Here is a 25219-nt window from a genome sequence, read left to right as displayed (position 1 = left end):
GTGTATATACTAATTAAAAAAATATAAATTATGGGATTTGTTAAAGAATTTAAAGAATTTGCCTTTAAGGGGAATGTTCTCGATCTGGCTGTCGGTGTGATCATTGGTGCTGCATTTGGTAAAATTGTTTCGTCTTTAGTGGAAGATGTAATCACTCCTCTGATACTAAACCCGGCATTGAAAGCAGCAGGTGCAGAAAACATTGCAAAACTTTCATGGAATGGTGTTGCATACGGAAACTTCGTTTCTGCTGTAATCAGTTTCCTTTGTATTGCTATGGTTCTTTTCTGGATTATTAAATTTGCGAATAAAGTGAACAAAAAAGAAGCTCCAGCTCCTGCAGGACCTACTGAAGATCAAAAATTACTGACAGAGATCAGAGATTTATTGAAAAGCAAGAATATATAATCTGTAATCTCACAACAGTTTAAAAATAAAAAAGCACCTCCATAGAGGTGCTTTTATTATATCATTTCAAATTAATTATTGAATCTGTAAAATACTTGAAATCTGCTCAGCCAGGGAAAGTCCTATCCTGTCCTGTGCTTCAAGAGTAGAAGCTCCTGTGTGAGGGGTAAGAGAGATTTTAGAGTGACTAAGGATTTCTTTAGAAGGTGTTGGTTCATTAATGAAAACATCTAATCCTGCAAATCTTACTTTACCGGAATCCAATGCCTGAATCAACGCTGCTTCATCAATAACTCCTCCTCTGGAACAGTTGACAACAGCTACTCCGTCTTTCATTATTTCAAATTCATTCTTGCCAATCATATAGCCTTCTTTCTGAGCCGGAACATGCAGCGTAATAAAATCTGAATGTTTCAAAACCTCCTGTAATGGTTCTGTTTCTATATCAACATTGATAAACTGGTTGTTATAAAACTTTACTTTAATGCTGGCTTTTCCTACATTATTATCAGCTGCAACCACTCTCATCCCGAGTCCTAAAGCAATCCTGGCTACTTCCTGGCCAATTCTTCCCATCCCAACAATACCAATTGTCTTTCCTCTCAGTTCGATACCGGCAGCATATGCTTTTTTAAGACTTCCAAATTCAGTATCTCCTACCAAAGGCATTTTTCTGTTGGAATCCTGAAGAAATCTTGCGCCGGAAAATAAATGGGCAAAAACAAGTTCAGCCACTGATTCCGAAGAAGCTGAAGGAGTATTGATCACGTGGATTCCTTTTTCTCTTGCATAGTCTACATCAATATTATCCATACCTACTCCACCTCTGCCAATAATGTCTATAGATGGGCATCCGTCAATAATATCTTTTCTTACCTGCGTAGCACTTCTCACCAATAGAGTTCGGATTTTGTGCTCGTTAATATAATCTACTAAAAATTCCTGTGAAACTTTTGTAGTGATCACCTCAAAGCCTTTTTCTGTCAATGCATCTATTCCAGATTGATCCAGGCCGTCGTTTGCTAAAACTTTCATAAAATATCGAGTATATTAAAAAATGAAAGATTTAAAAATTAAAGGAACTGATTCACATTTAATCTTTAAATCTTTGAATTATATTTTTATTCGCCGTCTTCTTTGAATACTTCAATGGTCACTTGCTTTTCTACCAAATCTGTAAATCTTCCTTTGTATCTTGTAGCTCTTACCAGGTGATTATCTATCCAGTGATAATTTCCTCCTCTTGGTTTCCCGCAAAGTACGCTGTGGTATTTGAAGCCATGCTTATCCAGCCAGTCTATGGTGATTTGTTTCAGATTTTCGGTTCTTGAAGTAAAAAAGCAGATCTGATGCCCTTCATCATACCATCTGTTGATAGTTTCCAACGCATCAGGATAAGGTTCGCAGGTCACCATTCTTTCCGGTTCTTCGTTGGGAACGTCATCTGTAATGGTTCCGTCGATATCTATTAAGTAATTTTTTATGTCATCCTTTAGAATAGGACTAATGTGTTCAATGTATTCTAATTCCATTACTAAATATTAAGTAACAAAGTTAGCGTTTTTACAACTATCAGGCACGTTAAACTTAGTTTATGTTAAAAATATACTAAAAAAACTATTATTTAAAGAATTATATCAATATTTTATTAGTCATTTCATTACAAATAGTTAAAATTTTTCGTTTTGATATTTCTTTTTATGAGTAATATATAAAGACAGATAAAAGGGGCAAAAGTGAATTTGCAGATTTGCCTGTAAACATTCTCTGCCTTCTCAACATTATTACAAAAAGCATGATGTTTATCTAAAAATTTCCAAAATACATTTATTACTCTTACATTTGTAGGAATGGAAGAATTTGTCGTTTTAGTAAATCCTGAAGATGAAGTTTTAGGGCTGATGGAAAAACAGCAGGCTCACATGAATGGCCTGTTACACCGTGCTTTTTCTGTATTTCTGTTCAACAGTAAAGGAGAAATGCTTCTTCAGAAAAGGGCTTCAGGCAAATACCATTCTCCCAATCAATGGACCAATGCTGTGTGTTCACATCCAAGACATGGGGAAACCTATAAGGAAGGAGCAATACGCAGATTAAAGGAAGAACTCGGAATTGAGGCAGAACTTTCGGAAAAATTCAATTTTATTTATAAAGCAGATGTAGGTAGCGGCCTTTGGGAGCACGAGCTGGATCATGTATTTGTGGGAAACCATGAAGCTGATTTCAATCTGAATAAAGAAGAAGTGGAAGATGTAAGGTTTATTTCCCCGGAAAATCTGGACAGAGAAATCTCTGAACATCCTGAAAACTTTACAGAATGGTTCAAAATCATCCTCGAAGAATATAAACACCATTTTTAATGATGAAAAAAATATTGCTTTTTTCTGCAATTGTAACGGGAAGTCTGTTTTTTGCCCAAAAAGCAAAAGTATACGAAAATTCCAACTACTCTATTAACGTTCCTGACGGGTGGAAATCTACGAATGACAGTGAGATCATCAATATTTTTCCTACCAGCCAGATTGGGGCTATTACGATTTCGGAATATCATGATTTAGCACTTTCAAAAGAAGAAGTTAAAAAATTCATCCTGGCACTTTATCAGTCACAAGATCAAGTAAACAAAGTAAAAGATAAAAGGAGCCAAAAAGGATATACAGAATATCTATATGAACACTTTGATGAAAAAGAGAAGCTGTTCTGGATAACCAAAGTTTTTCAAAAAGACAAAAACTTATATTTAGTTTCCATCAACTGTGGCCAGAAATTCTGGAACGGAAACTACATGACCCAATTCAATGAGACTTTTAACAGTTTTAAAATAAAGAAATAAAATTAAATATGAAGAAAACAGCCTTGTACGACAAACATGTTTCTTTGGGAGCTAAGATCGTACCTTTCGCGGGTTTTGAAATGCCTGTTCAATATTCAGGGGTTACAGAAGAGCACTTTGCAGTAAGAGAAAAAGCAGGATTATTTGATGTTTCCCACATGGGACAGTTTTTCATCGAAGGGCCGGGTTCAAAAGATCTTTTACAGTTTGTAACGACCAATAATGTAGATGCTCTGGAAAATGGAAAAGCTCAGTATTCTTGTCTTCCAAACGAAAACGGAGGAATTGTAGATGACCTTATCGTTTACAAAATGGAAGATGACAAATATTTCGTGGTTGTAAATGCATCTAACATTGACAAAGACTGGAATCATATTTCAAAATACAATACTTTCGGGGCTAAAATGAATAATGCTTCTGATGAGATGTCATTATTGGCAGTTCAGGGGCCTAAAGCAACGGAAATCCTTCAAAAGCTTACAGAGGTAAATCTTTCAGAAATTCCTTACTACCATTTCACAGTGGGAAGTGTTGCAGGAGAAAATAATGTGATTATTTCAAACACCGGATATACAGGAAGCGGTGGTTTTGAGATTTATTTCAATAACGAAAGTGCTGAAAAACTTTGGGATGCGGTAATGGAAGCAGGTAAAGAAGAAGGAATTATTCCTTGTGGATTGGCTGCCAGAGATACTTTAAGATTAGAAAAAGGGTTCTGTCTTTACGGAAATGACATTGATGATACTACTTCTCCTATTGAAGCTGGTTTAGGATGGATCACTAAGTTTGATAAAGACTTCGTTTCTAAAGATACTTTCGCAAAACAGAAAGAGGAAGGTGTTACAAGAAAATTAGTAGCTTTCGAACTTACAGACAAAGGAGTTCCAAGACATGATTATCCTGTAGTAGATGCTGAAGGAAATGTAATTGGAAAAGTAACTTCAGGAACACAGTCTCCAATGAAGAAAATCGGTTTGGGTCTTGCGTATGTAGACAAGCCTCTTTTCAAATTAGGATCTGAAATCTTTATTCAGGTAAGAAACAAGAACATTCCTGCAAAAGTGGTAAAAGCTCCTTTTGTATAATTGTTCAAGAAGATATTGACAAAAAAAGGATGTTCTCTACTTTGAGACATCCTTTTTTTATTCATTATTATACATCAAATTCAGGTTTCAGCTTTACTGGAATTCCGATACAGGAAAAATAAACCCAGCCTATAAAAACCAGCTGAAGTGGAATTCTGTACCATAAATAAGACACTCCACTTCCTGAAAAGTCCCCCGCCTTCATATTCACATGTTCCCATGCAGCATATATATTGGCAGGAAGGATGAGAACAAAAAACACAATGAGCAACCAGCCAATGGTTTTCTGAAATCCCGGAATCAACAATGCTGCCGCTCCGATAATTTCCAAAAAACCGGTTGCATACACCATTTCTGTTTTATAAGGTATGATTTGAGGAATCATCAATGCCATTCCCTGTGTATATACAAAGTGGGCAATTCCGGCAGTTAAAAGCATCACCGCCATAGCGATTCTGGCTGAAAGAGCAAATTCATACTCTTTACGGGTCAGTTTAAAAATGATCAGGGAGATGATCAGAACGATAGGTAAAATAGCTTCAGGCATTTCTTTTTTTTGCAAAGTTCTGCCATCCATTCAGGCAAAACAATGAACCCAGGTTAAGAAATTCTACGCCTGATTCTACTGAGGGCTTGTGGAGTGATCCCAATATAAGATGCAATATATTTCAAGGGAATATACTTTAAAATATCCGGCTGTTCTGAAAATAAGGCGAGATACCGTTCTTCGGCGGTTTGGGTCAGCAATGATATTTCTCTTTTAAAATTATCCAGATAAAGCCCTTCACTGGCAAATCTCCCAATCTTATTTCCTATTTCTGTTTTCTCATAGACTGTATTGAGATCCTGATGTGAAATACGCCAAAGCACAGTTTCTTCAAGGGCCTGAATATGATAACTGCAGGGTTTCCGCGTAAGAAAAGAGTCGTAAGCACTCACAAACTCTCCGGCAAACGAAAATGAAAATGTAAAATCATCTTCTTCCCTAGGAATATAAAACCTTACACTTCCCTTTTCTATAAAAGCAAGATAATTTTCCGTTTTTCCGGCAGTGATCAGATGTTGTTTCCGGGAAAACTTCTGTCTTTCAAGTTTTGATGAAAATAACTCCCAATCCTGATCAGACATTGTAACTGATTTTTCAAAATAAGTCCGGATCTGTTCCATTTAAATATTAAAATTAAGAAGAGTAAAGTTAGGATTTAACCTTTAAAAACAAAAAAAAGAGACCATAACAGCCTCTTTTTACATTTAATTACAGATACAGCAGACTTTTCTGTCCGGACTACAGGCATCGCCTACTCCCGGTGTATTGGAAATTACTCCGCCTGCGGGCCCGCATAAAGTAAAGCAGTTAACAATAAGAGGCCTCAATCCTCCATTAATGTTCTTTAATGCAGCTCTGTTAAGATTCTTTGTTTTTGAAAAGTTTGTTTTCATATTGTAAATTTTGGTGATTACAAATATAAACATTCAAACACAAAACCGATAATAATCAAACACTTATAAAATTAGAGCATTTTAATTAGGATATAAAAATGTCCTGCTCAATAATGAAAGTTATCATTACTGAGCAGGACAGATTAGCTATTTAAAGTCTTATAAGTTAATTTACCCCAAAGAATTTCTGTAATTCTTCAACATTTTTCTTATCATTTCCTACGAAAATCTCCTTATCTGTAATAAAAACTGGTCTTTTCAGAAAAGTATAATGGTCTAATAAAAGTTCTTTAAAATCTTTTTCTGTTAAGGATTTTACATCTAATCCTCTTAATTTGATCTGAGTAGATTTTTTACTGAACAACGCTTCATATGATTTTGTTTTTTTATGCATTTCCGCCAATTCTTCTTTCGAGATTGGTTCTTTTTTGATTTCTCGAAGTTCCCAGCCTGTAAGATCAAATTGGGCTAAAATTTTTCTGCAGGTATCACATGTGTTGAGATAAAATACTTTCTTCATTACGGTTTCTAAATCTGTTATGGGTTAAAATTCTCTTTCATCGAAAGTTTCGTCTTTCAAAAGTAGGATTTAATCTAAAACTTTGGAAATTATTAAATAACTTTATTAAAATTTTATAAAGATGCAGAACAAGCCTATTACTTTTCAGTTTATTTCGGAGCCTTCAGATGTTAATTACGGAGGAAATGTACATGGAGGAAGTGTTATGAAATGGATTGACCAGGCCGGTTATGCATGTGCGACAACCTGGAGTGGTAATTATTCCGTCACAGTATATGTAGGCGGAATCCGTTTTTATGACCCTATTAAAATTGGTGAAGTGGTAAAAGTAGATGCCCAGGTAATCTATACGGGAACTTCAAGTATGCATATCGCCATCAATGTTTTTTCAAGAAACCTGAAACAGCCAAATTTTGAGAAAAAAACCCACTGTATCATTGTTTTTGTTGCTGTAGATGAAAATGGGAAAAAACTGCCTGTACCCAAATGGATACCGGAAACAGAGGGAGAAAAACAGCAGGAAATATATGCAAAACGTCTGATGGAATTAAGAACACAGATTGAGGATGAGATGAAACCTTTTTTATAATGGAAAGAAAAGATTTCATCAGACTTTCTTCATTGGGATTTTTGGGTTTGTATTCTTGTGGAGTTTCAAATTTAAATATGAATAAAAAACCATTAGCCATTCAACTGTACACTGTTCGTGATTCCATTGCTAATAATCTCGAGAAGACTTTTGAAAAACTGGCAGAACTTGGTTTTACAGCATTTGAAATCTATGGTTATGACGGAAAGTTTTTCGGAAAAACAGCAAAAGAATTTAAACATATTTTGTCTGCTCATGGTTTAAAGGTGATCAGTTCACATCATCAAACCGGAATTACAGACCTTAAAGATGGAACTCTTTTGAAAAACTGGAATACAACGTTGGATGATCTCAGCATTATTGGTTCTACATATGCAGTTTGCTCCTACCTTCCCGAAGCGGAAAGAACACTTGAAAATTATAAAAAACTTCCTGAGATTCTTGAAAATGCAGGAAATTTCTCCAAACAAAACGGAATTCAACTGGCTTATCATAATCACGATTTTGAATTTCTAAAGATGGATGAAAGGAATAATTTTTATGATTATATTTTAGAAAATACTTCATCAGATGCAGTTAAGATGGAGCTGGATTTATATTGGATTTCAAAAGCAGGTTTAGATCCGTTACTTTATTTTGAAAAATATCCGAAAAGATTTCCATTGTGGCATGTGAAAGATATGAAAGCAGGAACAAAAGATTTTGCAGAAATCGGAAACGGAACCCTTGATTTTAAAAAAATTTTCGAAGCCAGAGAAAAAGCAGGATTGAAACATTGGTTTTTGGAACAGGATTCCAGTGATAAAGATATTTTTGACAGCATAAATATGAGTAAAAAGTATATTCTTGAACATTCTTATTTTAATGAAACTTGAATCTAAAGATATTTAATCATGAAAAATATTTTACAACTCTTTTGCTTACTGATTATTATTTCTTTGAACTCACAAACCCATCGATTTATTTATGAGCTTCAATTAAAAATGGATTCTACGGAATCTGAATATCAGAAATTCAACATGATTTTAGATATTAATCCGAAAGAGGTAAAATTTTACGGAAGAAATCTTCTTATCGCAGATTCTTTGAATAAAAAATTCGGAAACATGGACAATAAACACGTTGATATGACCGGACAAGTGGTAAAAAGAAAGATAAACACTAATGAAAATGAAAATTTTATCAATATAAAATTTGGATATTACTCCTTTAAAACCAATGATAAAATAAAGTGGAATATTTCCAGCGAAACCAGACATGTTCAGCAATATACATTACAAAAAGCAACGGCTGAGTTTGGTGGAAGAAGCTGGATTGCCTGGTTCAATAAAGAGATCCCATTTAATGAAGGTCCTTTTAAATTTTCAGGACTTCCAGGTTTGGTATTTGAAATCTCTGATACAAAGAAAAATTTCATTTATCATCTTATCAAAAGTCAGGAGCTGACAGAGACATATGCTACCGATAACTTTCTTGAATCCAATTTCGGAAATAAAGCTATTCCCATCAATGAAAAACAGAAATATAAACTGATCATGGAGTTTTACAATGATCCTTTTGCTTTTGAAAGAAACAATTTCAGCAAATCCAACAACGACCTGAAAATAAATATCAACGGAAAAGAGATCCGCAATGTGGATGAGCTGAACACTCAGACCAAAAGCATGCAGGAAGTGATAAGAAAGTACAACAATCCGCTTGAGATTGATAAGGCCATACATTATTAAAAACATAGAAGTTGTTTAGCGACTTTATCTTTTATCTTTTATCTTTTATCTTTTATCTTTTATCTTTTATCTTTTATCTTTTATCTTTATTCATATATTTGCATGAACAAAAGGAAATGGTGTTCTTCCTTACCCAACCGCTTTACAAAAGCTGATGACGCCTGATTAAAAGATTATTAACAAATAACTAATCAGGATTATTATGTCAAAAAGTCAAAGAACACTTGGTAAAAAAGCAGTATTCCACACTCATTTTTTCTTCAGAAAATTTCCGTCGCTGCCTTATATTTTAAAATGGCTGTGTATTAGTACCATTATTGGCGCATTGGTAGGAACAGCTTCTGCAGGATTTCTTCAATCATTGGAATGGGCAACGAATTTCAGGGAAAATCATCTCTGGCTGATTGCTTTGCTTCCTGTGGCAGGATTTCTGATAGGACTTCTCTATTATTACTTCGGAAAAGATGTGGAAGCGGGAAACAACCTGCTGATTGATACTATTCATGAGCCCAAAGAAATTATTCCGTTCAAGATGGCACCTTTTGTGTATCTCGGAACAATGGCAACCCATTTTTTCGGAGGTTCTGCAGGCCGTGAAGGAACAGCTCTTCAAATGGCAGGTGCTATTGCTGATCAGCTTGCGAAACCTTTTAAACTTGACAGAAATGAAAGAAAAATATTAATTATTGCGGCTATTGCGGCCGGGTTTGGTTCTGTTTTCGGAACTCCACTGGCGGGAGCAGTGTTTGGTCTTGAGGTTTTTCTGATCGGAAGAATCCGTTATAATGCCATCTTTCCGGCATTCGCTTCTGCAATTCTGGCAGACTGGGCTACTAATCTCTGGAATGTAAAACATACCCATTATCATATTGATTTTATCCCAAAACTTGAGTTTTTACCGATTCTATACAGTATTCTGGCAGGAATAATCTTTGGAATATGTGCCGCTGCTTTCAGTAAAATCATTCACTGGATGGGTTCTGTTTTCAAATCAAAAATTACATATCCACCCTTTCGTCCTGTAGCAGGCGGAGTTATCATTGCCCTGGCAGTTTTTGCAATGGGTACCACCCGATATATCGGATTAGGAATTCCTGTGATTGTAGAATCTTTTGAAAAGCAGCTTCCTTTGTATGATTTTTCTTTAAAAATGATTTTTACTATTGTTACACTTTCAGCTGGATTCAAAGGTGGAGAAGTTACCCCGTTGTTCTTTATCGGGGCAACTTTAGGCAGTGCTTTATCTGTCTTTATTCCATTGCCGTTCGGATTACTGGCAGGGATGGGATTTGTGGCAGTATTTGCCGGAGCAACCAATACTCCTTTGGCCTGTATGCTGATGGGAATCGAATTATTTGGAGCAGAATGTGGTGTATACATAGCCATTGCCTGTGTTGTATCTTATCTTCTTTCAGGGCACAATAGTATTTATACCCAACAGAAAATCGGAGACGCGAAAAACAGAAGATTTGAAAGTCAGCAGGATAAGTCTGTTTCGGATTTTTTATGAGCCGTTTTCTTGTTGCTTGTTGCTAGTTGTTTTTGTTGCTGGTTACCTACAACCTTAAACTCTAAACCTTAAACCCTCCCACTCTCCAAAACCTCTTTCTCCATTTCCAACTATAATTCGTAATTTTACCCCATGTTCGATTACAGATTAAAAGTTTTCCATACGGTGGCTTCCCGATTAAGTTTCACTAAAGCTTCAGAAGAGCTTCATATTTCACAACCTGCTGTTACCAAACACGTTAAAGAAATTGAAACTCAGATAGGTGCCAAGCTATTTGACCGTAAAGGAACTTCTATTCAGCTTACTCAGAGCGGAAAGATTCTGTATGAACATGCAGAAAAGATCAGAAGTATCTACCGTGACATGGAATTTGAAATCAGCCAGATCAGTCAGCAGCATAAAGGAAAACTGATTATCGGGGCCAGTACAACCGTTGCACAGTATATTTTACCTGAAATTTTAGCCAAATTCAATTCTTATTATAAAGATATTAAGATTGAGCTTCTTACGGGAAATACAGAAACGATCTCAACACTTTTAAAAGAAGAAAAAATAGATCTGGGTATTATTGAAGGAGAATCACAGTCTTCTTATTTTGAATACAGGACTTTTAAGCCTGATGAAATTGTTCTGGCAGCAAAATCAGACCATCCTCTTGCCCATAAAACTTTAAACTTAAAAGATCTCTATCATCTGGATCTGATCTTCAGAGAACAGGGTTCCGGAACACTTGAGTTTATACAAAACAGGCTTAAAGAGAAAGACATCAATATCCATGAACTGAATACCGTTATGCAGCTGGGAAGCAGTGAGAGTATCAAAAACTATCTTCTTCACTCGGAATGTATGGCATTTCTATCGATCAGCACGATCCTCAACGAACTTAAGAATAATGTACTGGCTGTCATTGACATCAAAAACTTCAGTATTGAAAGAGATTTTCATTTTATTCTGCCTAAAGGACAACAATCTGAGCTGATTAAGCTTTTCCTGAGATTTGCAGAGTAATCCTCTTATGATGTAAAAATCTATTAATAATAGAAAATCCTATTATTTTTTAGCATGGTTATTAAAAATATACAAAGCTTTTAAGTTTTGGCTAAAGCCAATGCAATTTTTAAAATTTATTTGGCTGGGCTAAAGCTCAACCCTATTGATGTAGTCAAGCAAATAGTAAATTTAACGACAAGATCTTTCATCTTTCATCTTTCATCTTTCATCTTTTATCTTTTATCTTTATTAATTATAACTTTTAGTTATCCAATATAACAAAATACGATTTACTTTGTAATACTATTTTCCAGAATTTTGGTGCAGATTTTAAAAGTTCGCATTATGAAAGATTTCATCCAAAATGAAATGATCCGAAAAGTATTTTTTATTGTATTGGCAGTTCTATGTCTTACTCCGCTTATATCTTCGCCAATTGCTCTGGTTTTGGGATTTGCTCTGGCTGTTTTTATAGGAAATCCGTTTGAGAAACACCTTCATCACTACATCCATTTGCTCCTGCAGATTTCGATTGTCGGTCTGGGATTCGGATTGAAACTGGATGAAGCTCTTCATGCTGGAAAAACAGGATTGATGTTAACGGTTGTAAGTATTGTTACAGTAATGGTATTGGGATATTTCCTGGGAAAAGTATTTAAACTGGAAAGACCTTTATCTTATCTTATTTCTGCAGGAACCGCTATTTGTGGAGGGAGTGCAATTGCTGCAATATCTCCTATTATCAAACCGAGCACGAAACAAATTTCACTTGCTTTAGCTATTGTTTTTACATTAAATTCTATTGCATTGTTTGTTTATCCTGCCATAGGACATTTGCTGAATCTTTCACAGGAACAGTTTGGGCTTTGGTGTGCAGTTGGAATTCATGACACAAGTTCTGTTGTGGGTGCCGCCAGCAAATATGGGGATGAAGCATTGAAAATAGCAACGACTGTAAAATTGGCACGTGCCCTTTGGATCATTCCGGTTTCATTGATCACGATGTTCATTTTTAAAAGTAAAGATTCAAAGATAAAAATTCCGTGGTTCATCGGTTATTTTATTGCGGCCATTCTTCTGAATACGTATTTCCCGTTTCTTGACCGTTTCAGTACTTCTATAACTGTTTTAGCAAAATCCGGACTGAATCTGACCCTATTTTTCATAGGTTCTACTCTTTCTCTTCAAATCCTGAAATCAATAGGATTAAAACCTTTATTAGCCGCTGTACTCCTTTGGATTACTATAAGTGTTGGCAGTCTTCTTTATATTATCCATTAAAATGAGCAGAACCCTTTTGATATCAAAAGGGTTCTGCATAATAAATGTGGAAATGTTTATTTCGTATTGAAATAATTTCTTTAGATTGCGGCGTCACCACAAGTATAGACCTGTGGACAACCGATATACTGTACGCAATACCATGGTCCTGTTACTGATCCTGAGCAGCTGCATCCACAAAGAGATAAATCAGGGTTACCGCTTATTCCTCCTGTGATATTTTTTAGATCTTGCTTTCTTAATTTTTTAGCGTTTTTCATAATGTTCATGTGATTTAGTTTGATTAAACAATATAGTTTTAGTTACCTTCCAAAGTTAAACAAATATTAATTACACGCAACAAAAATCACTATAAAAATTAATAATTTATTGATTATAACGTTATTATTATATTAAAAATAAGAAATAACCTTTTTATTTTTTTAAACAGTTTAAATTATTCTGTAAATTCAAGATCGCGGTCGTGGGTTTCAGAAATAGTAAGTGAAGAATAAAATGCAAGTCCAAATACCACGACTCCCACTATCGCCGCGCTCTCCACAACCGGAAAATGACCTTTAAGAGAATCAAAAGCAAAAATCATAACCGGCACCAATCCTCTTACCATATTAGGTACCGTTGTTGTTGCGGTATTTCTGATATTAGTCCCGAACTGTTCTGCAGCCAGTGTCACAAACATGGCCCAATATCCTGTTCCGAAACCAAGCCATACACAAAACAGATAGTATTTTGTTTCTGTATTGGTATTACCGAATAACATCACTGCTACCCCAATTAGAGTAAAGATCAGCATATAGAAGATGGCCATTTTCCGGGATTTTAAAGCATGGGAAATAAATCCGCTCAATAGGTCACCCACAGAAATCCCTACATATGCCCACATAATTGCTTTTCCTGGGTTGATCTCTTTAATTCCTAATTCAGGGGCAAACTGATTGGCTAAAACAGCCAGAATCCCTATACAATACCATGTAGGCAATCCTACAGCAATACATTTTAAGTATCTTGTCAATCTTTCTTTATTGGTAAAAAAGGACAGAAAATTTCCTTTTGAGACATTTTTATGTTCAATATTCTTATAAATTCCGGATTCGGACACACTTATTCTCAGTATCAATAACATAATTCCCATGATACCACCGATAATATAAGAGATATTCCAGCCACCGGCCAGTTCTACCGTAAGCTGAGCCACTACAGCTCCCATTAATCCAAAACCGGCAACAACCGAGGTCCCGATTGCTCTCAAACTCTTCGGCAGGCTTTCAGAAACCAGCGTAATTCCCGCTCCAAGCTCTCCGGCAAGCCCAATACCTGCAATAAACCTCAAACCGGCATATTGGTACAACAAATGTTCTTTTGGAAAATAAGGAAGAAAACCGCAGGCAATATTAGCTAAGGAATACACTAAAATAGATCCGAAGAGTACGGAAAGCCTTCCTTTTTTATCTCCGAAAATACCCCAGAAAACGCCTCCGATGAGAAGACCTACCATCTGACAGTTCAGAATAAAAGTTCCGTCAGCATCCGGATTAAGCCCCAGAGCTTTTAAACTTGGTATTCTAACGATTCCGAATAAAAGGAGATCATAAATATCTACAAAATAGCCTAAGGCAGAAATAATAACGGGAATTGAGAAAATGTACTTCAGTTTTGAAGACATGGACAGTTCTTGCATTTTTAAGTTTTGATAAAAATAAAAAACCTTTCAATTTCTTGAAAGGTTTTTATCAAATATCTTTTTCTGATTATTATCTGGCAATATTCACAGCTCTCGTTTCTCTGATTACTGTTACTTTTACCTGTCCAGGATAAGTCAGTTCATTCTGAATTTTCTCAGAGATATCGTAAGAAAGTTGAGAAGCTACTTCATCATTCACTTTTCCGCTCTCTACCATTACTCTTAGTTCTCTACCCGCCTGGATTGCATAAGCACTGGAAACTCCGTCAAAGCTTAATGCTGCAGATTCAAGGTCTTTCAATCTCTGGATATAAGATTCCAGCACCTGTCTTCTTGCTCCCGGTCTTGCTCCTGAGATTGCATCTGCAACCTGAATGATTGGAGATAATAAAGACTTCATTTCAATTTCGTCGTGGTGAGCTCCAATAGCGTTTACTACTTCAGGGTTTTCACCATATTTCTCAGCCCACTGCATTCCTAACAAAGCGTGTGGTAATTCTGATTCCTGCTCAGGAACTTTACCGATATCGTGTAAAAGACCTGCTCTTTTTGCTAATTTTACGTTTAATCCTAACTCAGCAGCCATAGTTGCAGCAATGTTTGCTACTTCTCTTGAGTGCTGCAGTAAGTTTTGTCCGTAAGAAGAACGGTATTTCATTCTACCTACGATTTTGATCAATTCAGGGTGTAATCCGTGGATTCCTAAATCAATGATGGTTCTCTTACCTACTTCAATGATTTCCTCTTCGATCTGTTTTCTAGTTTTTTCAACTACTTCTTCGATTCTTGCCGGGTGAATTCTACCATCGGTTACCAATCTGTGAAGTGATAGTCTTGCAATTTCCCTTCTTACAGGGTCAAAGCATGAAAGAAGAATAGCTTCCGGGGTATCATCAACGATGATTTCAACTCCTGTTACGGCTTCTAAAGCACGGATATTTCTACCTTCTCTACCGATAATTCTACCCTTTACTTCATCGGATTCAATATTGAAAACGGATACTGAGTTTTCGATAGCCTGCTCTGTTCCGATTCTCTGAATCGTTTGGATAACGATTTTTCTCGCTTCGTTTTTGGCATTCATCTGAGCTTCTTCCATAATGCTCTGAACGTGTGCCTGTGCTCTTGTTTTTGCTTCCGCTCTCATGGTTTCTACCAATTCTGCTTTAGCTTCATCAGCGGTATAATTAGAGATTTTTTCAAGTATTTCTACTTTCTTAGCGTTAGCTGTATCTAATTCCTGCTGTTTTCTTTCAAGGATTTCGGTCTTCTTTGCATAATCTGCAATTTGCTTATCCAGATCTTTTTCAAGCTTTCCTGTCTTGCTAAGTTCATCATTCAGCTTGTGCTCCTTGTCTTTCGTTCTCTTTTCAACTTCCTGCATTTTCTTTTCACGGGACTGAATGTCTGCATCATGCTGAGATTTCAGTTCCAGGAATTTTTCTTTTGCCTGAAGGTTCTTTTCTTTCTTTATGGATTCAGCTTGTACATTAGCTTTTTCTATAAGGTTTTCGGCGTTTTTCTTAGCATCATCTATGATGAATTTTGCCTTAGTATTCAGAGAGCTTTTTGAGAAAAACATTCCCACTACAGCCCCGATTACTAAACAAACAACACCGACTATAACTTCTATCATAATTTATATTGAGTTTTAATTGTATTCATATCCTTGTTAAATAAAAAAAGCCTACAATAATCCAGAGATTGAGAGTAAACTCCTAATCAACACGATTTGAACTGATTTCCACTGTCTGTAATCCGGAAATCCGGCACGCCATTCGATGGACATTTGTTCGGTAATTGTTTAGCGTTGAGTTTACCTTTAATGTGTTAGAATTATTGTAGGCAGTAATTTTTCAGGAAAAAAAATCTATTTCCCGATTTCATTCAACGATTGATTAATCTGCGTTAACCTTTCGTTGGTAGAATTAATATTTTTTTCGTAGTTCAGAGAAACTACTTCTGCATTGGTTCCCAGTTTCAGGGCACACATTGCCAAAGCATCCTGTTTATCTCTTACATCGAAGTTCTGTTCAAAATCTTTAATCATATTCTCGATCTGCTTCCCTACTTTACGCAAAGTTTCCTCCTCTGCTGCCGGTACGTTCAGCGGATACACTCTTCCTGCAATGTTGACGGTTATTCTCCTTATCTCCATTATAATCCACTGTTTTGAAGCTGAGCAATACAGAAATCAATTTCTTTCACCAATCTGTTGATATGGTTTTTCATTAATCTATTGTGTTCAGGATTTCCTGATATTGCTGAATAAAGCTTTATATTTTTTTGTTCTTCTGCTAATACCTGATTCTTTCTTCTTTCCTCATCATACTTCTTCTTCAACTCTTCATGCTCAATATTTAATTCTTTTAAATTTTCCGTAAGATTTTTATAGTTCTTTTGCAGAGTCGAAATCTTTCTCTCTAATTCTGAAAAATTGTTTTCTAAATCTTGAAGCATTTCAGGTTTGTATATTCTAACTAAAAGCAAAAATAAAAAAATAATAACACTAACAAAAATAAAACGCTCTATATTTTGAAATACAAACAAAAAAGGAGGTGCTAATGCACCTCCTATGTATTTTCAATGGAATATTTTTATTCAAATTTCAGAACAAACATTACGGCTCTTGTCTGTAATGTTGAAATTGCAGAAGCCCAGTAAGGAGGTGTAGTAGCATTATCAGCCACTTTCTCGTTGTTCATGAAGAATGTTCCTCTTACAGCTGGAGTCAGTTTAAATTTGTTGAAATAAAACTGAATTCCCATTTCTGCAGACCATGCAAAGTTGTGGGTAGTTGATCTGTAGATCCCCTGCATGTTATCATCTGTGGAAGTTGAGTTAGACTGAAGGTTTACAACATAGTTCACCCCTGCGGCAATATAAGGTCTTGAATTGTACCATCTTTGTCCATGAAGCTCCAACATTACAGGAACGTCAATTAATGTAGATTTAATTTCTCTTACTTTATCCTTTTCCTGTAAAGGGAATGGCATAAAAGGAGGATTGGTTAAAGAACCACCTGCATAAATGTCATTGGATTGAGTATTAAAAGTCAACTGTCTTTGAGCAAACTGTAAACCTGGTTCTATCCTTACATCAAGATAATCATTCAGTCTCCATTTTGCAATAAGCCCGGCACCGAAACTATAGCTTTCCTTGGATGTAACAAGGTTTTCATTATCATTCATCCCGTATTTCGGATGCAAAACAATGCGGTAATCCAGTCTGTTCCCGTTCAAATAAAAACCCCAACTGAATTTCTGCTCGTCGAAATCTTCCAACTTATCCATTCTGTTTCGGGTTCTGAATTGCGCGTTTGCAAAAACGGCAACATTTACTGAGGTTAAAACCAGTGCTTTTAATAGAAATTTATTCATAGGTTACTTTGTTGCTTTATAAATTGTGGCTATACCTAAACTTAATTTTTTATATTCTACTTTCTTAAATCCCGTATCTAAAAGAATTTGCTTCATCTTCTCCCCGAAAGGAAAAGCATTTACAGAATCCGGAAGGTATGTATACGCCCTATTATCCTTAGAAACCAATCTGCCAATGGCAGGCAATATATTTTTGAAATAAAACATATAAAATGGTCCCATGAAACCCTCAACCTTTGAAAACTCCAGTATATAAACACTTTTGTTATCTTTAACTACTCTTCTTAACTCTGCTAAACCTTTGGTAAGATTCTCAAAATTCCTTACTCCAAATGCAACGGAAACAGCATCAAATCTATTGTCCTCGAAAGGTAAATTTTCTGCATCCCCTTTTTGCATGGAAATTTTGCCGTCTAATTTAAGTTTTTTTATTTTAATAACGCCAACATTCAGCATTTGTTGTGATAAATCTAATCCAACTACTTTAGAACCGGTTCCTTTTTCAATGGTAATTGCCAGATCTCCCGTTCCTGTAGCCACATCCAGCACTTCCTGCGGATTATCATTTTTCATCCATTTTACCAGTTTATTTCTCCACAAAATATCAATTTTCATGGATAAAACACGGTTCAGAAGGTCATACTTCGGTGCAATATTGTCGAACATATCCTCTACCTGGCTTTTTTTTGTAGCCTCTGAATTGTAGGGAGTAACTTTGGTAATATCTTTTGTCAAAACTTAAAACTTGTAATATTCTTTATAATAATTTAGGTAATCCTGCTTTCTGAAGATTTTAGATCGGGATTCCACTTTCTGGATATTCTTGATCACTTTATCATAATCTTCATCTACATTGTAATAAAAATCTTCTGTGTAAAGCTTATTGAAGCGTCTGGCTCCTCCGTAATAATCCTTTCCATCAATGACCGTTTTATCAAGGTTTGCCAGCAACGAATCTTTTTTAAGATTGTATCCGTAATACTGGTCATTTACGTAGTAATCCTGGTGTGTAATATTAATCAGACCACGAAGCTTATTCACTTCAAATGCTGAATCGTAAAGCATTTTTTTGTTCTGATCAAAAACCTGAATAGAGTTTTTCCCTTTATTCAAATCCACATGCACATACTGCCCGGCAGAGATAACTCCTTCAGATCCGTTATTGATCTTAAAGTAATACGTATTCGGGGTAGGATTATCTACAACATAATAATTCTTCTTGGCTAAAAAAAGGAAGTAGATCCCAAAGGCAATGATAAACACCACAGCTGCAATAAGTAAGCCTTTTAAGGACGAGTTGTTTTTCATAGATTGTAAAGTACAATTTTTGCAAATTTAATAATATTTTTAATTCTCCGTTATTAATATTAATTATTAACTTTGCATCTTTAAAAAAATCATATAAACGAATGCCGAATACGATCATTATTGGCTCTGGATCTTATATTCCGAACAGAGTTATTGGTAGAGATTACTTCATGAATTCCGAGTTCTACACAGAAGACGGAGTAAAGATTGAAAAGCCTGTGGAAGAGACCATTGCGAAATTTGTAGAGATTACAGAAATCGAAAACAGGAGATTCATTGAAGATGATCTTTCCAACTCACAAATCGGTTATGAAGCTGCAAAAATTGCCCTTGAGGATGCAAAAGTGGATGGTGAAGAATTGGATTATATCATTTATGCAAGCAATTTCGGGGAAGTTACTGAAAACGGATATGCTGATTTTATGCCAACAATGGCAGCAAGAGTAAAGAATAAACTGGGCATTAAAAACAGAAAATGCGTAACGTATGATATGATTTTCGGATGTCCTGGATGGGTAGAAGCTATGATTTTGTCTGATAATTTAATTAAAGCTAAAGTTGCCAAAACAATTCTTGTCATCGGCGCTGAAACTTTAAGCAGAGTAACAGATCCATATGACAGAAACAGAATGATCTTTGCTGATGGTGCCGGAGCCGTAGTGGTAAAAGCAACTGACGAAGAGAATGTAGGAATTATTGCCCACAACACAATCTGTGACAACGGCCCGGAATTAAACTACCTTGAAAATCAACCTTCTATCAATAAAGAAGCAGATCAGAAGCGCCTTTATGTAAGAATGCTGGGAAGAAAGATTTACGAATACGCTCTTAAAAATGTACCGGATGCTATCAAAGACACCATTACAGATGCAGGTCTTTCTATTGAAGATATAGATAAAATCTTAATTCACCAGGCAAACGCTAAAATGGATTACGCTATGATTGAAAGACTTCACAGGTTGTATGACATCAAAGAATACGATCATGCGATCTCTCCTATGACGATTCAGGATCTTGGAAACACTTCTGTAGCAACAATTCCTACCATGTATGATTTAATAATTAAAGGAAAAATGGAAGGTCAATCGTTTAAAGAGAATGGGAGCATTGTGATGACTTCGGTAGGTGCCGGAATGAACATCAATGCGCTCGTTTACAGATTTCCTTAAAATATTTAATAAACAAAAAAAATATAAAAGCACAGGGAAGTTATTCTTTGTGCTTTTTTTAATCAGAACATGCAAAAGAATTTTTTAATTATCGCTGGAATCTTCCTGTTTTTGGAAGTTTATATTTATCAAGCTATCAGAACACTCACTGATAATTCATGGATAAGAATCGGATATTGGGTACTCTCTTTAGCCGTATATGGAATTTTCGCTTACGAAGTTACCCACTTCCAAAGATCAGACAGAAGTACGGTAAGAGCTCAGATTATGATCTCTTTGTTCTTAATTTTCATCCTTCCTAAAATTTTTGTAGTTCTGTTTTTATTAATTGATGATATTTTCAGAACCGGAGGATACCTGATCGGTTTTACAAAACCTTCAGAAAATTTCTTTCCGGAAAGAAGGAAATTCCTGAGCATCGTAGGCCTGGGAATGGGAGGCGTTCTTTCTGCTCTTTTCATAGACGGAATTACTTTTGGTAAATACCGCCATACCGTAAGAAGAGTAAGGGTAAAATTCAATAATCTTCCGAAAAGTTTCAAAGGATATAAAATTATCCAGATTTCTGACGTTCACAGTGGAAGCTTCTCCGATCCCGGCAAATTACAGCACGCCATTGATCTTATTAATGAACAAAAACCTGATCTGGTATTATTCACCGGAGACATGGTGAATAACGTTGCGGATGAGTTCAAGCCTTTCATTCCTTTATTTTCAAAAATCCAGGCTAAAGACGGCAAGTTTGCCGTATTAGGAAATCACGACTATGGAGATTATGTATCCTGGGAGTCACCCACAGCTAAAAAAGAAAACCTTGACACTTTGATTAGTTATGAAAAGCAGGCAGGTTTTGATATGCTGAGAAATGAACACAGAGTCATCGAAAAAAATGGAGAAAAAATATACATTCTGGGCGTTGAAAACTGGGGATTAAAACCATTTCCTCAATTCGGAAAAATAGATGACGCTTTAAAAAACGTACCGGAATCAGCTACAAAGATATTAATGAGCCATGACCCTACCCACTTTGATTATGTGGTGAAAAAGCACCCTACAAACATCCACCTGACCCTTTCAGGACATACGCATGGGATGCAGTTTGGGCTGGATCTTAAAAATATAAAATGGTCACCTGTTCAGTACCGATACCCAAAATGGGCCGATTTATATGAAAGCGAAGGAAAGCTACTGTATGTAAACAGAGGATTCGGAGTACTGGGATATCCGGGAAGAGTGGGTGTATTGCCGGAGATTACACTTTTTGAGCTAAGCTAGTTAAAGTTCAAGGTTTAAGGTTTAAGGTTTAAGGTTTAAAGTTTAAGGTTTAGAAATTTAATATCTCTGTTATCATGAGAAACAGTCTCCTTACTCCCCGCCACCTAATACCTATTACCTGCAGCCTATCATCTACTCCCTAAAAAATATAATCTTTCATACGGGAGGTAGCCATTTCCCTGTCATTGAGAAAAGTAAGGAGGGCATCTAGTTTGTCCTCCATTTTTTTACCCGAAAATAAGCTCCGGTAAAAAGGGATATCAAAACGGTATTTCTTGAAATCTGTAAACTGCCATGTGTTCAGGTAAATCAGTACAAATTCTTCATTCTGCAATGTTTCCAGGACCATATTCTGGTAATACTTCATCGGCAGAATCTGAAACACGAAATCATTATAGGGAAGCTGACTGTAAGGAGAGATACTTTCAGGAACAATACTTAGTCCGTCCTCTTCTGTAATTTCCGTATCTCTTTTGAGTCTTTTAAAAGGAAAAAGAATATTGGCATTGTCGATATTGGAAACATAATTAAATTCCATCAGCTTCAAAATTTCCTTTGAAACCTTTACATCTTTTTGACGAATTCCTCTGATCTGTTTTTCCAGCAGATCCTGAATATTCTTTTTAGCATTTTCAATTTCTTCAGGATTTGAGTCTTTATTATAAAAAGCAATTTCATGCCCTTTGGATGAAATTGCTTTTATTAAATTCTGAAGTTTTCCGATAAGAGAAACCTCTACGAAAAAACTTGATTTGATATCATGAATATCTAAAATTCTAAGAATTGCTCTGGTATTATTTTCTATAATTTTCAATCGCTCATCATCAGTTATTTGGGAGCCGTTTTTTACTTCAGCTTCAATACAGGTGATGTTAAAAGTCAATAATACCATTTAAATTAAAATTTATATAAATTATATAAAATATTATAAATCAGATGTTAAAACAATTGTTAATTAAAGTATTACTTTATATTATTAATTCTTGCTTAATTTTATCTTCAGATTCTTGATCATATCCTTAGTCATTTCAGAAATTCCGAAATCATAAGTAAGACCCCAGTCTTTTTTGGCGACTGAATCATCAATAGAAGCCGGCCATGAATCTGCAATTGCCTGTCTGAAATCCGGATTATAATCAATAGCAAAATCAGGAATTTCTTTCTTGATTTCTGCTGCCAATTCTTTTGGAGTAAATGACATTCCACCTAAATTATAAGAAGAGCGAACAGATAAACTTTCTTTCGGAGCATCCATTAATTTCAAGGTTGCATTGATGGCATCGTCCATATACAACATCGGCATTCCTGTATCTTCGGAAATGAAACTTGTATACTTTCCATCTTCAATTGCTTTATAGAAAATCTCAACAGCATAGTCAGTAGTTCCACCCCCTGCCGGAGTTTTCCATGAGATCAATCCAGGATATCTGATACTTCTTACATCTACATCATATTTATCGAAATAGTATTCACACCACTTCTCCCCTGCCATTTTGGAGATCCCATAAACCGTTGTAGGATTCAACACTACATCTTGTCCCACATCATGTTTTGGAATTCCTTTTCCAAATACAGCGATAGAACTTGGCCAGAAGATCTTTTTCAGAAGCCCTTCTTTCGCCATTTCACAAAAATGAAGCAATGGCTCAAGATTCAGTTTCCAGGCAAAAACAGGCTGCTTTTCCGAAGTTCCGGATAAAAGCGAAGCCAGGTGATACACTGTAGTGATATCGTAATCTTTAATCACCTGTCTTACCAATTGTGTATTGGTAACATCCATTCTTTCATAGTGTCCGGCAGAAGTAATTCCTTCCTGCCATCTGTCCAATCCTGAAGCAACAACGTTCTCAGCTCCGTGGATTTCAACAAGTCTGTTCGTAAGTTCGGTACCAATTTGTCCCAAGGCACCTGTAATCAGTATTCTTTCCGTATAGGATTCCATTTTTCAGATTTTTTTAGAATTGTACAAAAGTAAAAAAAACATGCCAACCATAATAAAAAAGGTGTATTTAAAAAACACTCCCCCAATAATGAATACGGATATATTCAATTTAAACAGGTAAAATTCTCTTTTAAACAATAGAAAAAATCAAATGCAGTGATCACAGTCTATGATTAACTTAAAATTCAATAATTTTGTTTCAAAGAAAACAATCATATGAAGAAGATTTTAATTGCTTTGATTTTACTGGCCAGCCCATTTAGCTGGGCTCAGTTTACCAATTTCAATATCATCAAGGAAGCACAGGTAAAAAATAAAGGTGTTGTAGTATCTGCACATCCGTTAGCCAGTGAAGCTGGAGCCAAAATCTTAAAGATGGGCGGAAATGCCTATGATGCCGTTACAGCAACACAATATGCCCTTGCTGTAGTGTATCCTCAGGCCGGAAACATTGGTGGTGGCGGTTTTTTAGTAGGCGTAAAAAATAATGGGGAAAAATTCACATTGGACTACAGGGAAACTGCTCCGAAAAAGGCCTTCAGAGACATGTACATTGATAAAAAAGGGAAAGCAGATACAGATCTTTCCCAAAACGGAAGACTGGCAGTGGGTATTCCCGGAAGTGTAGCGGGTTTTTTTGCTACCCTGAAATACTGCAAACTGCCTATGGAAAAGATTATCCAGCCTGCCATTGATCTTGCGGAAAAAGGATTTGCTATTACCGACAAGGAAGCAGAAATGCTGAATAACCAAAGGGAAAAATTCCAGAAACATAATAAATCTTCTATCATTTTCGTAAAAGATGCTCCATGGAAAGCGGGAGATTTATTGATCCAGAAAGACCTGGCCGAAACCTTGAAATTGATTCAAAAATCGGGGGCAAAAGGCTTTTATGAGGGGAAAACAGCTGATCTTCTGGTTGCTGAAATGAAAAGAGGTAACGGAATCATCACATTGGAAGATCTTAAGAATTATAAGGTTGCAGAGAGAAAAGCTCTTGAATTTGAATACAAAGGAAGTAATGTGGTAACCATGCCTTTACCTTCAAGCGGCGGAGTTCTTCTGGCTCAAATGCTGAGAATGGCAAGTTTTGAAAACCTTGAAAAATACCAGCAAAACTCTACAAAAGCAGTTCAGATCATGACTGAGGCAGAGCGAAGAGCTTTTGCAGACAGAGCAGAATATATGGGAGATCCTGATTTTATTCAGGATAAAACTTCTTACCTGATCTCTGATGACTACCTGAAAGGAAGATGGAAAAGCTTCAGTTTTGATAAAGCAACTCCAAGTGCAGAGGTTGGCAAAATCATAGAACAGCCTAAAGAATCTATGCAGACTACTCATATTTCCGTATTGGATAAGGATGGAAATGCTGCTTCTGTAACCACAACTCTTAACGGTTATTATGGAAGTAAAGTATTGGTTTCAGGAGCAGGATTCTTTTTAAATAATGAAATGGATGATTTCTCTATCAAACCGGGTGTACCAAACATGTTCGGAGCAGTAGGCGGAGAAGCCAATTCGATCCAGCCTAACAAGAGAATGCTTTCTTCCATGACCCCAACTATACTCCTTAAGAATGGAAAACCTTATATGGTAGTGGGAACTCCCGGAGGAACAACGATCCCAACCTCGGTATATCAGTCTATTGTGAATGTTGTAGATTTTAAACTGAACGCAAATATGTCAGTGAATACACCAAAATTCCATCACCAGTGGCTTCCGGAAACTATTACGGTAGAAAATAATTTTCCTGAAAGCACAATTTCGGAGCTGAAAAGCAAAAATTATGTCATTGAAAAGATTAAATACATCGGAAAAACAGAAATGATTGTTATTGATGAAAACGGAAGCATCCATGCAGTGGCAGACGGCCGCGGAGATGACTCTGTTGCAGTGGAATAAATATCATCTGTCAATATTATAATACAGCTCCGGCTTCATTCTAAAAGGCTTTGCCTTTTTACGAATGAAGCCGGAGCTTTTTACTGATCAATCTACTGCTGCAGATCTTTTCAATGACTTTTGTCATGTTTTCAGATAAATTTTCTTAATTTTCGCCCTTAAAAAAACAAAACGAC

General features: G+C 35.9%; 29 protein-coding genes and 1 riboswitch. Of the genes, 13 read left to right on the top strand and 16 right to left on the bottom strand.

The window, feature by feature from the left end:
* The first annotated feature begins 30 nt into the window (after positions 1-30).
* Positions 31-408 carry a large conductance mechanosensitive channel protein MscL gene (gene mscL / locus CHRYMOREF3P_RS22145; protein ID WP_077415058.1) on the top strand — a complete coding sequence of 126 codons (378 nt, stop codon included), beginning with the start codon at positions 31-33 and terminating at the stop codon, positions 406-408.
* A gap of 75 nt (positions 409-483) precedes the next feature.
* Here mscL and CHRYMOREF3P_RS22140 read toward each other — a convergent pair whose 3' ends face one another.
* Together CHRYMOREF3P_RS22140 and CHRYMOREF3P_RS22135 are read right to left on the bottom strand one after the other, a co-directional pair.
* The gene (locus CHRYMOREF3P_RS22140; RefSeq protein WP_077415060.1) at positions 484-1443 is read right to left on the bottom strand and encodes a D-2-hydroxyacid dehydrogenase; all 960 of its coding nucleotides are present in this window, start codon (positions 1441-1443) and stop codon (positions 484-486) included.
* 86 nt (positions 1444-1529) lie between these two features.
* Positions 1530-1940, bottom strand: coding sequence for a phosphoheptose isomerase (locus CHRYMOREF3P_RS22135; RefSeq protein ID WP_077415062.1), 411 nt, complete (start codon positions 1938-1940; stop codon positions 1530-1532).
* Positions 1941-2258: 318 nt separating this feature from the next.
* On the opposite strand from CHRYMOREF3P_RS22135, the gene idi reads away from it, so the two are divergent.
* Genes idi through gcvT form a run of 3 tightly spaced genes read left to right on the top strand, consistent with a single transcriptional unit; the run spans position 2259 to position 4326 of the window.
* Positions 2259-2768, top strand: a complete 510-nt coding sequence (gene idi, locus CHRYMOREF3P_RS22130) for an isopentenyl-diphosphate Delta-isomerase (RefSeq protein WP_180565540.1) — start codon at positions 2259-2261, stop codon at positions 2766-2768.
* Positions 2768-3241, top strand: a complete 474-nt coding sequence (locus CHRYMOREF3P_RS22125; protein ID WP_077415066.1) for a hypothetical protein — start codon at positions 2768-2770, stop codon at positions 3239-3241. Before idi ends, CHRYMOREF3P_RS22125 begins: the two co-directional genes overlap by 1 nt.
* Before the next feature lie 8 nt (positions 3242-3249).
* Positions 3250-4326 carry a glycine cleavage system aminomethyltransferase GcvT gene (gcvT, locus tag CHRYMOREF3P_RS22120; RefSeq protein WP_180565539.1) on the top strand — a complete coding sequence of 359 codons (1077 nt, stop codon included), beginning with the start codon at positions 3250-3252 and terminating at the stop codon, positions 4324-4326.
* Between the two features lie 67 nt (positions 4327-4393).
* Here gcvT and CHRYMOREF3P_RS22115 read toward each other — a convergent pair whose 3' ends face one another.
* The 4 genes from CHRYMOREF3P_RS22115 to CHRYMOREF3P_RS22100 all read right to left on the bottom strand — a co-directional run bounded on the left by CHRYMOREF3P_RS22115 (position 4394) and on the right by CHRYMOREF3P_RS22100 (position 6286).
* Positions 4394-4873, bottom strand: a complete 480-nt coding sequence (locus CHRYMOREF3P_RS22115) for a hypothetical protein (RefSeq protein ID WP_180565538.1) — start codon at positions 4871-4873, stop codon at positions 4394-4396.
* Between the two features lie 53 nt (positions 4874-4926).
* Positions 4927-5493, bottom strand: coding sequence for a Crp/Fnr family transcriptional regulator (locus CHRYMOREF3P_RS22110; protein WP_077415070.1), 567 nt, complete (start codon positions 5491-5493; stop codon positions 4927-4929).
* 84 nt (positions 5494-5577) lie between these two features.
* Entirely contained in the window at positions 5578-5766 is a 189-nt protein-coding gene (locus CHRYMOREF3P_RS22105) for a hypothetical protein (protein WP_180565537.1), read from the bottom strand.
* A 166-nt stretch (positions 5767-5932) separates the two neighbouring features.
* Positions 5933-6286, bottom strand: a complete 354-nt coding sequence (locus CHRYMOREF3P_RS22100; RefSeq protein ID WP_180565536.1) for an arsenate reductase family protein — start codon at positions 6284-6286, stop codon at positions 5933-5935.
* 121 nt (positions 6287-6407) lie between these two features.
* Between CHRYMOREF3P_RS22100 and CHRYMOREF3P_RS22095 the strand changes: the two genes are divergently transcribed.
* From CHRYMOREF3P_RS22095 to CHRYMOREF3P_RS22070, 6 genes are all read left to right on the top strand, one after another.
* Entirely contained in the window at positions 6408-6875 is a 468-nt protein-coding gene (locus CHRYMOREF3P_RS22095; RefSeq protein ID WP_077415078.1) for an acyl-CoA thioesterase, read from the top strand.
* The gene (locus CHRYMOREF3P_RS22090; protein ID WP_180565535.1) at positions 6875-7750 is read left to right on the top strand and encodes a sugar phosphate isomerase/epimerase family protein; all 876 of its coding nucleotides are present in this window, start codon (positions 6875-6877) and stop codon (positions 7748-7750) included. The genes CHRYMOREF3P_RS22095 and CHRYMOREF3P_RS22090 overlap by 1 nt, the downstream gene beginning before the upstream one ends.
* An 18-nt stretch (positions 7751-7768) precedes the next feature.
* The gene (locus CHRYMOREF3P_RS22085; protein ID WP_077415082.1) at positions 7769-8602 is read left to right on the top strand and encodes a GLPGLI family protein; all 834 of its coding nucleotides are present in this window, start codon (positions 7769-7771) and stop codon (positions 8600-8602) included.
* A gap of 103 nt (positions 8603-8705) precedes the next feature.
* Positions 8706-8773, top strand: a riboswitch (Fluoride riboswitch).
* A 31-nt stretch (positions 8774-8804) separates the two neighbouring features.
* Positions 8805-10112, top strand: coding sequence for a voltage-gated chloride channel family protein (locus CHRYMOREF3P_RS22080; protein ID WP_180565534.1), 1308 nt, complete (start codon positions 8805-8807; stop codon positions 10110-10112).
* Positions 10113-10244: 132 nt separating this feature from the next.
* Positions 10245-11120, top strand: coding sequence for a LysR family transcriptional regulator (locus tag CHRYMOREF3P_RS22075; RefSeq protein WP_180565533.1), 876 nt, complete (start codon positions 10245-10247; stop codon positions 11118-11120).
* Between the two features lie 327 nt (positions 11121-11447).
* Entirely contained in the window at positions 11448-12383 is a 936-nt protein-coding gene (locus CHRYMOREF3P_RS22070) for a YeiH family protein (protein WP_180565532.1), read from the top strand.
* A gap of 80 nt (positions 12384-12463) precedes the next feature.
* Here the strand turns inward: CHRYMOREF3P_RS22070 and CHRYMOREF3P_RS22065 are convergent, their stop codons facing one another.
* The 8 genes from CHRYMOREF3P_RS22065 to CHRYMOREF3P_RS22030 form a co-directional block, all read right to left on the bottom strand.
* Complete coding sequence (locus tag CHRYMOREF3P_RS22065; protein WP_228408709.1) at positions 12464-12643, bottom strand: hypothetical protein; 180 nt, start codon at positions 12641-12643, stop codon at positions 12464-12466.
* Positions 12644-12819: 176 nt separating this feature from the next.
* Complete coding sequence (locus tag CHRYMOREF3P_RS22060) at positions 12820-14061, bottom strand: MFS transporter (protein WP_180565531.1); 1242 nt, start codon at positions 14059-14061, stop codon at positions 12820-12822.
* Positions 14062-14134: 73 nt separating this feature from the next.
* Positions 14135-15700 (bottom strand): ribonuclease Y, encoded by a 1566-nt coding sequence (gene rny, locus CHRYMOREF3P_RS22055; RefSeq protein WP_047376862.1) that lies wholly within the window; start codon positions 15698-15700, stop codon positions 14135-14137.
* Between the two features lie 234 nt (positions 15701-15934).
* The gene (locus CHRYMOREF3P_RS22050; RefSeq protein ID WP_077415090.1) at positions 15935-16222 is read right to left on the bottom strand and encodes a cell division protein ZapA; all 288 of its coding nucleotides are present in this window, start codon (positions 16220-16222) and stop codon (positions 15935-15937) included.
* Positions 16222-16614, bottom strand: coding sequence for a hypothetical protein (locus tag CHRYMOREF3P_RS22045; RefSeq protein WP_228408711.1), 393 nt, complete (start codon positions 16612-16614; stop codon positions 16222-16224). The genes CHRYMOREF3P_RS22050 and CHRYMOREF3P_RS22045 overlap by 1 nt, the downstream gene beginning before the upstream one ends.
* 47 nt (positions 16615-16661) lie before the next feature.
* On the bottom strand, positions 16662-17444 hold the full coding sequence (locus CHRYMOREF3P_RS22040; RefSeq protein ID WP_047423525.1) for a porin family protein: 783 nt from the start codon (positions 17442-17444) through the stop codon (positions 16662-16664).
* Positions 17445-17447: 3 nt separating this feature from the next.
* Entirely contained in the window at positions 17448-18179 is a 732-nt protein-coding gene (gene ubiE / locus CHRYMOREF3P_RS22035) for a bifunctional demethylmenaquinone methyltransferase/2-methoxy-6-polyprenyl-1,4-benzoquinol methylase UbiE (RefSeq protein WP_034695974.1), read from the bottom strand.
* 3 nt (positions 18180-18182) lie between these two features.
* Positions 18183-18752 carry a hypothetical protein gene (locus CHRYMOREF3P_RS22030; RefSeq protein ID WP_077415092.1) on the bottom strand — a complete coding sequence of 190 codons (570 nt, stop codon included), beginning with the start codon at positions 18750-18752 and terminating at the stop codon, positions 18183-18185.
* Positions 18753-18853: 101 nt separating this feature from the next.
* On the opposite strand from CHRYMOREF3P_RS22030, the gene CHRYMOREF3P_RS22025 reads away from it, so the two are divergent.
* Both CHRYMOREF3P_RS22025 and CHRYMOREF3P_RS22020 read left to right on the top strand, forming a co-directional pair.
* Positions 18854-19921: a 3-oxoacyl-ACP synthase III family protein gene (locus CHRYMOREF3P_RS22025; protein WP_180565530.1), complete on the top strand. Its 1068-nt coding sequence runs from the start codon at positions 18854-18856 to the stop codon at positions 19919-19921.
* Positions 19922-19990: 69 nt separating this feature from the next.
* Positions 19991-21196 (top strand): metallophosphoesterase, encoded by a 1206-nt coding sequence (locus CHRYMOREF3P_RS22020; protein ID WP_077415096.1) that lies wholly within the window; start codon positions 19991-19993, stop codon positions 21194-21196.
* Between the two features lie 139 nt (positions 21197-21335).
* Here CHRYMOREF3P_RS22020 and CHRYMOREF3P_RS22015 read toward each other — a convergent pair whose 3' ends face one another.
* Together CHRYMOREF3P_RS22015 and CHRYMOREF3P_RS22010 are read right to left on the bottom strand one after the other, a co-directional pair.
* Complete coding sequence (locus CHRYMOREF3P_RS22015; protein WP_180565529.1) at positions 21336-22088, bottom strand: polysaccharide deacetylase; 753 nt, start codon at positions 22086-22088, stop codon at positions 21336-21338.
* 84 nt (positions 22089-22172) lie between these two features.
* Positions 22173-23138, bottom strand: coding sequence for an NAD-dependent epimerase/dehydratase family protein (locus CHRYMOREF3P_RS22010; protein ID WP_077415100.1), 966 nt, complete (start codon positions 23136-23138; stop codon positions 22173-22175).
* A gap of 216 nt (positions 23139-23354) precedes the next feature.
* Between CHRYMOREF3P_RS22010 and ggt the strand changes: the two genes are divergently transcribed.
* Positions 23355-25043: a gamma-glutamyltransferase gene (ggt, locus tag CHRYMOREF3P_RS22005; protein WP_180565528.1), complete on the top strand. Its 1689-nt coding sequence runs from the start codon at positions 23355-23357 to the stop codon at positions 25041-25043.
* Positions 25044-25219: the final 176 nt, after the last annotated feature.

The sequence above is a fragment of the Chryseobacterium sp. JV274 genome (assembly GCF_903969135.1).
In the GTDB taxonomy this organism is placed as follows: domain Bacteria; phylum Bacteroidota; class Bacteroidia; order Flavobacteriales; family Weeksellaceae; genus Chryseobacterium.
This window is presented reverse-complemented; position numbering and strand designations above follow the sequence as displayed.